The organism is Metallibacterium sp., from assembly GCF_054637675.1.
Genome location: NZ_JBTSRB010000020.1, coordinates 1 through 14,355 on the forward strand (window position 1 = coordinate 1; position 14,355 = coordinate 14,355).

Sequence of the window (14,355 nt, forward strand, 5' to 3'; positions counted from 1 at the left end):
GGACAAGGACACCGCCTGGGCCTTGAAATCATCGGTATAGATACGACGCGGAATCGATTGCATGGTGAGCTCCAAGTAGCGGGAAAAGTATCGCTTCTTGGGCTCCGGTATGACGGGGCAGCTTCAACGTAACCCCAGAAGCGATGCTGACGGCTGCAAAGGCTGTAAAACGTCTCGTCAGGCAGCCACTCAAGAAGCGATGGCGCCGACAGTGCCAGCTGTCCTGGGTTGACGATGGGCCTAAGCGCCATAGCCTCGGCCCTGACACTCGCAGCCCGCAACCATCGTCCACCCTTGGCCCCTCCTCAGCCACCACAATACGCGAGAACCGCAGTGCGATTCAGCAGTCCAACCCTCCGCCACTCGAAGCCAAGACCCCATGAACCAACAATCGCTCTCCGCCCTGATCTGGTCCGTGGCCGACCTGCTTCGCGGCGACTTCAAGCCGCACGAATATGGGCGGGTGATCCTTCCGTTCACGGTGTTGCGGCGACTGGACTGCGTCCTCGCGCCAACCAAGGCGGCCGTGCTCGCCGAATATGATTCCAAGAAGGCCTCTGGTATCGCCTATGACGCCTTCGTGCTGCGCGCGGCGAAACAGACCTTCTTCAATATCTCCAGCCTGGACCTGCCGAAGATCATCGGGGACCAGGACCACATCCGGCCCAACCTGCTGAGTTACATCCAGGGATTCTCGGACGATGTCCGGGACATCTTCACCCGCTTCGACTTCGCAGTGACCGTGGACCGCTTGCACAAGGCGAACCTGCTCTACCTGGTCACGGAGCGCTTCACCAAGAACCTCGACCTGCACCCGGATGCGGTCGACAACTTTCAAATGGGCCTGGTCTTCGAAGAGCTGCTGCGGCGCTTCTCGGAAATGTCCAACGAGACCGCCGGCGAGCACTTCACGCCGCGTGAGGTCATTCGGCTCATGGTCGAGCTGCTGTTCATCGAGGATGACGAGGCGCTCTCGAAGACCGGCATCGTGCGCACCATCTACGACCCCACCGCCGGTACCGGCGGCATGCTGTCCGTGGCGGACGAGCATCTCCACAGCCTGAACCCCGGCGCCCGCCTGATCATGTTCGGGCAGGAGCTGAACGACGAGTCCTACGCCATCTGCAAGGCAGACATGCTCATCAAGGGCCAGAGCGTCGGCAACATCATCGCCGGTAACACGCTCTCGGATGACGGGCACCCGGGCGAGAAGTTCGACTACATGCTCTCGAACCCACCCTTCGGCGTGGAGTGGAAAAAGGTCGAGAAGGAAGTTCGCTCCGAGCACGAATCCCGCGGATTTCAGGGTCGCTTCGGTCCGGGTCTGCCCCGCGTTTCGGACGGGTCCATGCTGTTCCTGCTGCACCTGATCTCGAAGATGCGCGCGCCAAAGGATGGCGGCAGCCGCTTTGGCATCGTGCTCAACGGCTCGCCACTGTTCACTGGCGGCGCCGGCAGCGGCGAGAGCGAGATCAGGCGCTACGTGCTGGAGAACGACCTGGTGGAGGCCATCGTCGCCCTGCCCACGGATATGTTTTATAACACCGGCATCGCCACCTACGTCTGGATCCTGTCCAACAGGAAGCCGGATGAACGCAAGGGCTATGTACAGCTGATCGACGCCAGCAGCTTCTGGCAGAAGATGCGCAAGAGCTTGGGCGCCAAGCGAAAAGAGATCGGCCCTGGACACATCGAGGAGATTGCGCAGCTCTTCGGCGGCTTCAGGGAAGCCGAACTCGCCACCGTTTTCGATGCCGAAGGTAAGGTCGTCGGGCGCCAGGTCATCGATGCCGCCGAATTCGCGCCATCAGCGCCTGAAGGCGGCAAGGTCAAGGTGGTGCCGATCTCGCGGATCTTCCGCAACGAGCAATTCGGCTACACCACCATCACCGTGGAACGCCCGCTGCGCGATGAGCAGAGCCAGGTGGTCTTGGGCCAGAAGGGCAAGCAGAAGGGCAAGCCGCAGCCGGACACCAACTTGCGTGACACGGAAAACGTCCCGCTAGGCGAGGACATCCAGGCCTACTTCGAGCGCGAGGTGCTGCCGCACGCTCCCGACGCCTGGATCGACGAGGCCAAGAGCAAGGTCGGCTACGAGATTCCCTTCAACCGCCACTTCTACGTGTTCGAACCGCCGCGTGATCTCGCCGAGATAGACGCCGATCTAAAGACTGTCTCGGCGCGGATCATGGCCATGCTGGGGGAGTTGGCGGAATGATCCCGCACGTAGCGCCTGCCAACGTCATTGGCGCGCCCGCTGCGCCACTGAGCATGCCCCATCCCCAGCAAGGCGCGCCTCGGCTTTGCTTCTACGAGGCGCAGCCATGAGCCGGCGGCGCTATCCGACCTACAAGGACAGCGGATTGCCGTGGCTTGGGTCAGTGCCAAAGCACTGGGCTCTTAAGCCACTCTGGGTCATGTTCAATCGGGTCAAGAAGGTTGGATTCGAGGGCGAACAATTGTTGTCTGTTTATCGCGACCACGGTGTTGTTCCGAAGGCCAGCCGCGACGACAACAACAACAAGCCGTCTGACGATCTGAGTCCTTATCAACTTGTCTGCCCGGGAGACTTGGTAATCAACAAAATGAAGGCCTGGCAAGGGGCTGTCGCAATTTCAGATCACCGGGGAATCGTAAGTCCAGCTTACTTCGTCTACGAGGCGAGGCACGAAGAGTCGGGCAAATATCTCCATTACTTGATGCGGTCGCCGCAGTACGTGGCTGGGTACCTTTCAATGTCGAAGGGTATCCGCGTCAATCAGTGGGACTTAGAGCCGCAGTATCACTCACGCCTTCCGGTCCTTCTTCCGCCCAAGGAAGATCAGGAGCAGATCGTCGCCTTCCTCGACCGCGAAACCGCCAAGATCGACGCGCTGATCGCCGAACAGGAAAAGCTGCTGGCGCTGCTGGCCGAAAAGCGCCAGGCCACCATCTCCCACGCTGTCACCCGCGGCCTCAATCCCAACGCTCCGATGAAAGACTCCGGCATCCTCTGGCTGGGGGAGGTGCCGGAGCATTGGGAGGTCAGGAGCATTTCGTCGGTGAGCACGAAGATCACCAATGGATACGTTGGTCCCACCCGTGACTTGTTCGTCGAGGATGGGATTCGCTATTTGCAGTCTTTGCACATTAAAGAGAACTGCATCCGGTTTGATCCGCCCTACTTCGTAAGGCAGGAATGGAGTGACGAACACAACAAATCGATACTGGAAGTCGGTGATGTTCTGATCGTTCAAACAGGCGATATCGGGCAGTCGGCAGTAGTAACCAAGGATTTTGCTGGCTGCAATTGCCACGCGCTGATCATCGTGGCTCCACTCCGCGAGCAGTTGGACGGCCGCTGGCTCTCATGGGTGCTCAACTCGAACTTCGGTGTCAACAGTCTCTTATCGATCCAGACCGGGGCGCTTCATCCGCATTTGAACTGTGGAAATGTCAAAGGGCTTTACGTTCCCCTGCCGCCTCTCAAAGAGCAGGCAAGCATCATCGAATACATCGATGATGTGGGTAGTAGGTACGAAGCGTTGAGTGATGACGTGGTTATGGGCGTTAATCTGCTACGTGAGCGCCGCAGCGCGCTGATTTCCGCCGCCGTCACCGGCAAGATCGATGTGCGCGGAGAAATCGCGACGCATGATCGTGCGCCGATACTGCCGCATGAAGAGGCGGTAGCCAAATGATGGATGACTTGCGTTGGGGAAACATACGGTCTGAGACGCTAGCGTTCCTGCGAACGCTCGAATGGGCTAAGCAGTTCGTCGGGACGCTCGCGCAGTTTGTCATCGTTGTGGACGCCAACGTTGTCCTGTGCGATCTCATCTGGTTGGCGAGCAGGCGCCGAAACCCGACCGCGACCACATCAGTCATGGAATGCATCGTTGCTGGGACGTTTGTTGCCTACATCTCCGGAAGCGCGTTGAGCGAGATCGAAGAGCACATTCCGCGCATAGCGCGTGAGAACAACCTGCCGCTCGCGACACTGCGTGCCGAATGGAAGCAGTATCGCAAGCTGCTCAAGAAAAGAACGCCGAAGCAGTCCATTGTCGACAGGTATCGCGACGGACGGGATCCAGATGACGCGCCTCACCTTGCACTGGCCGAACAACTGGACGCAGCGGGGATTCTTTCCAACGACACCGACCTCGTCGCAATGGGCGGTCGTGTGCTTGAAATGGAATTCTCGATCGAGGCCAGGTACTACTCCCGCAAGATGGCCGTAGCCGTTTCGATGAAGGTGCTCGGTGTCACCGCAATCCTTGGCGCGGTGACCGCAACCAAGATCATCGGCGAGCTCGCCGGTGAGGCAATACGCTTGTTCGCGAGATTACCCCCGGCTTATAGGCTGCTGATCCTGATCGCGATCTTGCTGCTTGCCAACAACGAGCGCGTGCAAGATGGCGCCAAGAAAACTTTCTCGCGCATCCGTGACGCGCTCGCTGGCAATGCTCCTGGCGCTCTCGAATTCATCTCGAAGGCTTCCGAAACGTACAGCAAGAATGTGGTTCCGCCGCCGCAACTCAAGTATCGATCCTAGGGAGACTGATCCGATGCCGGCCATCCACATGGAAGAGCGCTTTGAGTCCGAGATCTGCGACGACCTTGCCGCGGCCGGCTGGCTCTATACGCGTCCCACGTCTGGCGAGATCAGCCCCGACGCCAAGCTCTACGACCGCGAGCAGGCCCTGTTCCCCGAGGATCTGAGGGCATGGCTTGTAGACAGTCAGCCGGCCACCTGGGCGGCGATCACCAAGATGCACGGCGACAGAGCGCTGCCGGAGGTCATGACGCGACTGCGCAAGGCGCTCGATGACCAGGGCGTCGTCCATGTGCTGCGCAACGGCTTCGAGATGCTGGGCCTGCGCCGGCCCGTCGAGGTCAGCCAGTTCCGGCCCGCGCTGGCCATGAACCCGGACCTGCAGGCAAAGTACCAGGCCAACCGCCTGCGGGTCGTCCGCCAGGTGCGCTACTCCCTGCATAACGAGAACTGCATCGACCTGGTGCTTTTCCTCAATGGCATCCCCGTCGCCACGATCGAGATCAAGACCGACTACACCCAGGCGGTCGAGGACGCCGTATACCAGTACAAGAGGGACCGCGACCCCAAGGTCGCCGGCAAGAACGCCACCGAGCCGCTACTCAGCTTCCCTGGTGGTGCGATCGTGCACTTCGCCCTGAGCAACTCCGAAGTCCGCATGACGACCCGGCTCGCGGGCATGGACACACGGTTCATCCCCTTCAACCAGGGCAGCAACGGTGCGGGCGAGTCCGGCGGCGCCGGCAACCCGGCGAACCCTGATGGCTATGCGACCGACTACTTCTGGAAGCATGTCTGTCAGCCAGAATCCTGGCTGGAGATCCTCGGGCGCTACATCGTTCCGGAACGCGACGCCAAGAAGCGGCTCGCCCGTGTGGTCTTTCCCCGGTTCCACCAGCTGGACTGCACCAGGAAAATTATCCAGGCCGTCCTCCACGATGGCCCCGGCGAGAAGTACCTCATCCAGCATTCGGCGGGTTCTGGCAAGACGCACTCGATCGCCTGGGCCGCCAACCTACTCGCGGACCTTCACGATGACGCCAACCGCAAGATGTTCGACAGCGTCATCGTCATCTCGGATCGCACGGTCCTCGATGACCAGTTGCAAGACGCGCTGAGCGCCCACGAGCGCACTCGCGGCGTCGTCGCCTACATCAAGGGGGAGTCCGGCGCCAAGGGCAAGGAGCTGACGAACGCTTTCGCCAGCGACAAGAAGATCATCGCCTGCACCCTACAGACATTCCCTGCCCTGCTGAGGAAGTCTCAGGAACTCTCCGAAACCCAGGGCAAGCGGTTTGCCGTGATCGCGGACGAGGCTCATTCGTCTCAGACCAACGAGTCGGCGGCCGCGGTCAAGCTCATCCTGTCTGAAAAGCTCGCCGGCGAGGTGGTCGAGATCGAGGAGGTCAGTAGCGAGGACATCCTGAACGATCAGCTTGCCGACGCCATGCGTTCCAAGGCGGCTGGCAAGGAAGCGGGTATCACTTTCGTCGCCTTCACCGCGACGCCCAAGGAACGGACGATCCAGCTCTTCGGCACGCGCCCGGACCCATCAAGGCCTCCATCCAGCGACAACATCCCGCACGCCTTCCATGTCTACTCCATGCGCCAGGCCATCGAGGAGAAGTTCATCCTCGACGTCCTGCAGAACTACATCAGCTACAAGACCGCGTTCCAGCTTGCGCATTTCGGCAAGGGCGGCAAGCAGGTGGTCGATGAGTCGGCGGCCAAGGCTGGGATCATGGGCTGGGTCGACCTGCACAGCTTCAACATCGCCAAGCACGTCGAGATCGTCGTCGAACACTTCCGCGAACATGTCGAGCCGCTACTGAACGGCCAGGCCAAGGCCATGGTCGTGACCTCGAGCCGCCTCGAAGCCGTACGCTGGCAGCGAGCTGTCCAGAAGTACATCGCCACCAAGGGCTACAAGATCAACACGCTCGTCGCTTTCTCCGGTGAGGTGGTCGATCCGGAAGTCGGCGAGGATCCGGTCACCGAATTCAGCAAGTCGCTCAATCCCATGCTCGGCGGCAAGAGCATCCGTGAGGCCTTCTCCAGCAAGCATGGCCAGCGCGGCGACTATGCGTTGCTACTCGTCGCCAACAAGTTCCAGACAGGATTTGATGAGCCTCTGCTGTGCGGCATGTATGTGCACAAGCGACTCGATGGCATCGCGGCCGTGCAGACACTCTCCCGGTTGAACCGGTCGTATCCAGGCAAGGACACGACCTATGTCGTCGACTTCAGGAACGACCCGCAGGAGATCCTCGCAGCCTTCCAGCAGTATTACGAGACGGCCGAACTTGCGGACGTCACGGACCCACATGTCGTTTATGCCCTGCGGGCGAAGCTTGATGCGGTTGGCTATTACATGGATCGGGATGTCGAGGCCGTTTCGCGTCTTCGAGTTTTTGGCGGGAAGCAGTCCGAGCTGGACGGCGTCCTGGTCCCCATCGCGAACCGCCTCTTGGCTGAATTCCATCAAGCCAAGGAGGTCTTCAAGGCCGAAGACGATGCCAGCAGCGAGCCAGCCCGCTCAGCCAAGGCAACCATGGACGCCTTGCTCCTCTTCAAGAAGGACATGGCCTCCTATGTGCGGCTTTACAGCTTTCTGAGCCAGATTTTTGACTATGGCAACACCGACATCGAGAAGCGCGGGATCTTCTACAAGCTGCTCGGGCGCCTGCTGACCTTCGACCGCGATCTGGACACGGTCGACCTTTCAGAGCTTGAACTCACCCATCACACCATCAAGGAGCTTGGCCGGCAGACGCTGAAGCTTGCCAAGGGCGGCCCCATGGAGCCCACGCAAGGAGCGGGCGGCGGCCTGGTTCAAGACAAACACAAGGAAGCGCTGGATGCGATCCTGCACAAGGTCAACGACCTCTTTGCCGGCGAGATCAGCGAAGACGACAAGCTCGTCTACGTGAATGACGTCATCAAGGGCAAGCTGCTCGACTGCGAGATCCTGATCCAGCAAGCGGTCAACAACACGAAGGAGCAATTTGCGAGCTCGCCCGATCTGGACCAGCAGATCTTGAATGCGGTGATGGATGCGCTCGCATCCTTCACGTCAATGAGCCGGCAGGCGCTCGAATCGGCGAAGATTCGGCTGGAGCTCAAGGAGATCCTGCTGGGACCCGTCGGCCTCTATGAGGCGCTTAAGAACAAGGGGAACGCGGCGTCAAAGACTCAGCCGAGCCAATGAATGTCAATCAGTCGAGCACAGATATGTGCCGTCGACTAAGTGTTATGGTCAGTCAGGGCCGGTGACAAGGCAGGTGAAAGGCGGTGGCCTTGGTGCAGACGGACTCGAACACGCAGGTTCTGCAGCACAGGTATTCGTCCACGCGCCATATCTCGCAGAACGCCTGCCCTATGTCGCCGCTCCGCGGCCCGCACTGTGCCCGGTTCTCCGCTGTGATGGCTGAGGCTTTTGCCCTCCATACCTCAACGTGCGCGCAGTGATGATCCTCCCCTGAGATGAAGAAAGCCCTCGGTTTAAGGGACCTTGCCATGATTGGAGTCGCCGGCCCGACGCCTTGCGCAAATGCGGCCGACGCCTCGTGGAAGGGGCACACGGGGACTGTGGGCATTTCCCTCAGGTAGTGCGTCTCATCCCCGGTGACCACGATGTATTCGTCGATGGAGGTTTCCCGCACCGCCGAGAGCGTCCCGAACGATGTGGCGTCGGCATAATGGGACGTGAGCCGTTTAGGCGCGATCGTCGTACCGAGGGCCTGGTTCACCTGCGCGAGGAGTGCAGCCGAGGCGACGGCGACTGCCGCGAGGTGCTGGCCGAGTTGCTTCTTCTCGTGCGGGAGCTCGAACTGGTGGTTGGAAGCGTCCACGGTCAGCCACGCTCCGAACCGGGACTGGAGGAAGAGCACCGGCGCCAGCGATATGTGGGGCGACGGCGTGTGCACGTTGAGCAGCTTCTCATAGCGCAGCTTGATCCCGTGCATCATCCCCTGCACGTTCTGGCTCTCGATGCTGAAGGCCACCGTCCCGGCCGACAGGTGCGGTGACTTGCCAAGCACCCTCTGGTATTCGAGGTGTTCGAATACCTCCGTGTACCGGCGTTCCATCTCCGAAGGGGCAGCTTGCTGGGCGTTGGGATCCCAGCCGCCGGAACCCTCGATGACCAAAATCTTTGCGGAGTCCCTGGTGCCCGCCTCCAGAAATGAGTCAGCCGGGTCGAGAAAGAGGATGAACCAGTCACCGTTGGTGATGATCGCTCTCGCAGGCGTCCTGTCGGCCATTGCCTGCACGGACCGCACATAGTCACGTAGGGTGGCGAGCCACTTGTTCCAGTCGTACGCCAGTTTGGTCCCATTCAAACCCTGCGACACGATTGCCGAGTAGTTGACCTCGGCGTACACGTTCGATGGGTCACGCAGTCTCGGCAACTCGGCGCTCGGCCGCTTGGTCTCCACAACCAGAAGCGGCACACCCGTCTGCCTCTCAATGCCGAGATAGTCCAGGAACCTTGTCGTCCCATTCTCAGACGACTGCAGCGCCACCTCGGGCACGAGGTTAAGTAGGCCATCCGCTGCGGAGACGTCCATACGCCAGTTCAGGGCAGCGAGGAGCGAGTTCACCACGTAAACGCGCACGTGGGCCTCAAGATCAAGATTCGCCTTGGTCTCCTCGGCAGTTGGCTCGCCCACGAGCCTCGCCCGCATCTGCTGGAGTAGTGGCCGGACCGTGTCGAGGTATTGCCCGCGGATCTCCCGGAATCGCGTCAGGAACTGGTCCGCGTTCACGGCGGGCATCACTTGAAGATCTCATCCAGCCTGTACGTTAACTGGCGGGCGGATGGCCACCCGGCTTCGACGAAGGCATCCAGTATCTCCATCAGCACGTGTCGGCACTCGGGATCGGTCTGGAGTACCTCCCTGTATTCGGCTAGGTAGCGCTCCACTAACCGGACTACCTGATCTGCGGCCATGGACTCGTATTGGAACCCGCCTGCCTTCCCGAAGCCGACGATCTTGCCAACCTGCTTGAACACGGCGGGTGGATCAAAGTCCACCATGTACTCAAGGATTTTCATCAGGTTGTGGGTCACGCTCGGTAGGCCGGAGGACGCCAGGAGCTCGAAGGAGGCCCGGGATTCCTCGTAATAGCGGCACGCCTTCCCGCCGGGCATATGCCCGTCAGAGTCATCCGCAGCCTGCCCTCCGGGGTTGTACGCACCGGAGGCGAAGTAGAGTTCCGTGCCGATGTGGTCGATCAGCCGATTCAGATCCTTCACCGCCTCCTGGTCCGCCTTGGCCCATTCCCCGTAGAGAACGCCCTTGTTCCTGGCGAGAATCCCATGCACCTCGTCGATGCTGGACTTCAGCAAGGTCTCGATGAGCTTCCAAATCCTGTAACGGACAGCATCCTTCGTCGGGTCCGCGGGCTCGACTGGGCCTTCGGTGGACGCTTCCCGGAAGTTCCGTACCAGCGTACTTGCCGCGTCGATGTTGGAGAGTGGATGCTCGGCGATTGAATAGACGACAGCCTCGCAGCGCGCCGCATTGCGCCATATGTGGAGGCCGGAGATGAGGCCGATGCAAAAATTGCGGACGGTGCCGGCGCCTGGGCCGTCCTTAACCCGGTCCAGGATGATCAATAGCAACCCCACCACCCTTTCGACGCTTGACGGCGCCAGATTCTGTATCGGCCCCGCGACCAATCCCTGGAGGACGCTGCGGCTGCTCTCCGCACGGCACATGTCCTCGATGATTCCCCACATCAACTCAGGCGCAGTTCGGCTGATCGTGTTCAGTGCGCATGCGACCTGGTAACGCACCGCTGGTACAGGATCCTTGGCGAGCGTGGCAATCGCATCCCGCACGGCCTGCGTTGCGTACGGCGCACTTCGGGCTAGGACTGTCATCCCGGCGGCGGCCTCGATGCGCGCAGCAGGACTTCCCCAGGACGGGCTCTTGTCGAACTGCGCGTCGTACTCGGGATGGTGCACAGGCTCCGGGTGCACAGCCCCGTCCAGGAGGATGTCCCTAGCCAGGTCGCCCTCGGGGGACTCCTTCAAGTCAGTGCGCGCGATCCTCGCCGCAACCGCTACGAGGTAGTGCATGGCGTGGTCGGCCTGCTGCCTTGCGACGCCGTCACGCTCCGCCGCGAGAAGCGCCTCGCGAAGCTCCCTCATGGCTGGGACGATGGACTTGATCTGTTCAGCCGTCGGGACGCCGTTCAGGTTCTGCTCCGCGAACTCCTTGACTGGCGCCTCCAACGTGCGGAGTCTGCGGTTTGGCTCGGCGTCCACATCGACACCTTGCTCCGCCAGGTACTCGACTTCGCCGAACGCGCGGCTATAGGAGCGAAGCCTTTCCGGTTCCTCGTAACTTGGCACTTTGTCGGCTGAGCGGAGCTCGTCCATGATCTTCCTCGCTTCCGCCGTGACCAGCGACCCCGCATCGGCTAGCGCCACGAGGAGACGGTGCTGAGTATTCTCGGAGGCCGGGAAGCCGATGTCCCGGTCCGTGCCCAAGCAAAGAATCGTCGTCTCGACCCTCTCCTTCTCGTCTGGCGCCATGGCCGGGCCGAGCGCCTTCAGGAGAGCAGCCATTGGGTAGGTCGTGTCGATGCTCTTGAGCATCGCCGAAGAGGTGGTCAGCGGCCGGACGATCTCACCCAGGGATTGCGGGTTCTCCGCCGCGACCATGAGGATCCGCCTCCAGAGGAAGCCGCTCCGGTTCTGCGTGACCGCCTCGGCGACGACCATCCTGAGCGCCGCAGTGTCTCCCTCCTTCGCCAGCGACTCCAGCTTCTTCTGGAACGCGTCGACCATCTTCATGGCGTCGTCATGACGGTATGTGCCGCCGTCCCAGATGCTGCTGTAGTCGATGCGGAGCACGCCGCTCAGGCCACCGAGATCGTACGCCTGCTCCTGAATTTCGCCGGACGAGGATGCATGGTCCTGGAGCGCGTAGTTATTGGCAGTCGCCACCAGGATGCGGGCCGCCGCCGGCAGGTTTGTGTCCATGAGCTCCGGGAAGGCCTCGCCGAGCTGGAAGAGCGCCATGTTGTAGTCTTGGCGCCGGTTGGACGTGAAGGAAAAGATCCGACCCGGTGCCATGGCCGTCGGTTCGTCGGATGCTTCCTTGAACGCGAAGGCCCTCTTGTAGAGCTCCTCGGTGAAGGATGGGCTATGACGGAAGATCCGCTTGATGTCGCGTGTGATCCAAGGGAGCTCCTCGAAGCCGAACTGGGCTAGATGATCCTTCTCCAGGGTCTTGCGCAGCAGAGCTTCAGATGCGAAGACGTCGGACTCAAACGTGCGCGACACGCAGAGCAGCCCCGCAACGACCAGCCAGTGGTCACGCTGGGGGCGCTTCCACGCGTAGTCCAACAACCGCCTGGCCACCTCGCCGGCGTGTTTGAAGCCGTCAGGCGGAAGGCGTTCCGTGTGGTCGCAGAAGGTCAGCAGGAGAGGCCGAATGCTGTAGGCAATCGGGTCGGACATGGTTCGGGTCACACGCTCAAGCACCGAGCACCATAGTTCTAGGTCCGCTGCATCGAGCTTCGATGGGCCAGACTCCTCCACCAGCAGGGCGCCGACCAAGTGGCGGAATGCGCTTTCGCCCGATGTCCGCACTACTTCCGTCTTTGACTCCATCGCAGCACAGAGCGCGTCTAGGTCGCCGAGAGTGGCGAGGGATTCTGCGGCGACATACGGCCCGATCAGCTTCGCGATCTGGGGGACACCATTCGCGTTCATCAGCCGGATTGTCAGGTCCCAGAACTGGCCATGGTCGGTGTCGGCCGCCCAGAGGTGCTGAAAGTGCATGAGGATGCTGGGCCTAACCACGATGGCCAGCTGCGTGTCGTCGCGCAGCTTCTCGATCAGCGCATCTGGGCACCCACGAAACATGAGCCGCGCTGCGGAGTAGTCGAAGAGGACGTGGTGCGAGAACGCCAGTACCTCGCGGTTCGGAAGGGACGCGATACCCTGCTGCCATTCCACCATGACGCGCTGGCTCAGGAGCCTGTAAATGCTCGGGCCCGCACCGGCCTTTGCGACCGCCGCCCTTTCCACGCGCAGCGCCCTTGATTCCACCATCTTCTGGACTACGTCGCGGAGCACGGTTTCGCGGCTGTCCCCGTCGTGATCATGGTCCGCATCAATCACCCGGTGCACCCAGTACCGCTCGAGTAGTTCCATCGTCGACGCGATGGGCGACAAGTCGCCGGGTTTCAGACCCGATCCAAGCATGTCGGCCAGGAGGCGGAGATGGAAGGGCTGGCTCATGAGGTCTTTAAGCGCGCCCGATGCCGACTTGATCAGTTCACCCAGCTCAGGCGACGACGCTTCTACCTGCGCCAACTCTTCCTTCGTTAAAGTGCCGACGTTCAGGTGTCGCACGTCGACGAACTCGGGGTCGACCAACCCGCTGATTGCGCCGCCGCGAAACAGGCGCCTGAGCTCCGTGCCGTACCGCAGGTCAAACTTGCGGATTGATGCGATGACGCGCCAGTTGCTGTCTCCGATGACGGAACTGATGAGTTCCCTGACCGCGCCGCCCAGGATGTTGCCGCGGGCTGCGTCAAGCGCATCGATAATGAGGAACTTCGGCTGGGAGCTGGGCCAGTTCGTCAGTACATTGACCAGTTCGTGCTCGAGCCCGAGTTCTTGCCGAATGGCTGGCAGGCTGCCTGCGGCGAGCCTATCGACAGCTATGAATACATAGTCGCGGCCTTCCTTCTTGAGGATCTCGACCAATCCGTGCAGCGCGCCTGACTTGCCCGCGCCAGGCTCGCCCACCACGAGCAGCGACGCCTGCTCGGCTTCGTCCCGCAGGACGGCCTTGATGGGCCTGTCGATCCACACGTTCTGTTGGCCGACCAATATCACAGAAAGCTGGTTCAGCCCCTCAGACGTCGACTCGGACTGGGCGCGCAGCTTTTCGATGTCCGCCCGGTAGCTTCGCGGGACCTGCAGCCGGATGCCATGGCCCATGAGCTGCGTTTGCAGCCCCTGGCGATTGATGCTCGATCTGCGCGATGCAAGTTCCGAGCAGGTCGTCACGAGCTGCGACCACGCGCTGTCGGCCTGGTCGGGGTTACTAAGGGTCGCCGCCTTCAATGCCTGCTTCGCTGCCGCCTCGTCCTTGCCTCCCATCAAGTCGAGCGCCTCGAAGCGCACCAGCCCCAAGAGCTGACGCAGTTCGGCCTCCGAAGGAGCGGCGCCAGTGACGCGCTGCCATGACGTATTCGCGTGAGCAGTCAATGCATGCAGAGCACTCTGCTCATGATCGTTAACGGCTGCATCCATCAGCGGCGCCCCGGACACGAGGCCGCGGACCCGGTCAAGCATCCTGCCCGCATCGGAGACGATCGCCTTGGAGCTTTCCGGCGACGTGGCAATCACGAAGCGGTCACGCGCGGGGTCAGCCGCCCGGTCCCAAGGACGGGAGCCGGTCGGCTTGTTACGCATCGAGACGACTTGCCGCACGCACTGGTCCACGGCGGAAGCGAGGTCAGACCCATCACGGGTAGACAGGTTCAAGGTCTTCTTGGCCTGGATAAAAATGAGCCCGCCGGCCGAGGTGCCAGCCATGATGTCATCGATGGGCTGCTCGGTTTCGCACCTGAGCCAGTCGAGCGTCGTTCCCGCAGGCAGGCACCACGGCATGACGGCGTCCTTCTCCGCCAGGATCAACACCGCGAGCCAAGCGCTCACGCGGTGCTGGAAGTCCATGCCGCCAGCGGTGGCCGCTCCGCCGCCAGTCACCTTCCGGTCTCCTGTTGCATCGGGATGCCTCTTGCAGCCTTGGGGAGGCGCGTTGCGCTAGGCAGCTCAGCCCGTCGTC

6 protein-coding genes are annotated in these 14,355 nt (G+C 61.4%); 4 read left to right on the forward strand and 2 right to left on the reverse strand.

From position 1 onward, the window contains the following. Window positions 1-379: 379 nt before the first annotated feature. The 4 genes from ACYDAT_RS08105 (at window position 380) to ACYDAT_RS08120 (ending at window position 7,742) form a co-directional block, all read left to right on the forward strand. Window positions 380-2,218: a type I restriction-modification system subunit M gene (locus tag ACYDAT_RS08105; RefSeq protein ID WP_461449479.1), complete on the forward strand. Its 1,839-nt coding sequence runs from the start codon at window positions 380-382 to the stop codon at window positions 2,216-2,218. Between the two features lie 106 nt (window positions 2,219-2,324). Continuing rightward, complete coding sequence (locus tag ACYDAT_RS08110) at window positions 2,325-3,680, forward strand: restriction endonuclease subunit S (protein ID WP_461449481.1); 1,356 nt, start codon at window positions 2,325-2,327, stop codon at window positions 3,678-3,680. Continuing rightward, window positions 3,677-4,534, forward strand: a complete 858-nt coding sequence (locus tag ACYDAT_RS08115) for a PIN domain-containing protein (RefSeq protein WP_461449483.1) — start codon at window positions 3,677-3,679, stop codon at window positions 4,532-4,534. The genes ACYDAT_RS08110 and ACYDAT_RS08115 overlap by 4 nt, the downstream gene beginning before the upstream one ends. A 13-nt stretch (window positions 4,535-4,547) precedes the next feature. Next, window positions 4,548-7,742, forward strand: coding sequence for a type I restriction endonuclease subunit R (locus tag ACYDAT_RS08120; protein WP_461449485.1), 3,195 nt, complete (start codon window positions 4,548-4,550; stop codon window positions 7,740-7,742). 52 nt (window positions 7,743-7,794) lie between these two features. Here the strand turns inward: ACYDAT_RS08120 and ACYDAT_RS08125 are convergent, their stop codons facing one another. Both ACYDAT_RS08125 and ACYDAT_RS08130 read right to left on the reverse strand, forming a co-directional pair. Further along, window positions 7,795-9,309, reverse strand: coding sequence for a hypothetical protein (locus ACYDAT_RS08125; protein ID WP_461449487.1), 1,515 nt, complete (start codon window positions 9,307-9,309; stop codon window positions 7,795-7,797). After that, the gene (locus ACYDAT_RS08130; protein WP_461449489.1) at window positions 9,309-14,243 is read right to left on the reverse strand and encodes an NACHT domain-containing protein; all 4,935 of its coding nucleotides are present in this window, start codon (window positions 14,241-14,243) and stop codon (window positions 9,309-9,311) included. The genes ACYDAT_RS08125 and ACYDAT_RS08130 overlap by 1 nt, the downstream gene beginning before the upstream one ends. Between the last annotated feature and the right edge of the window lie 112 nt (window positions 14,244-14,355).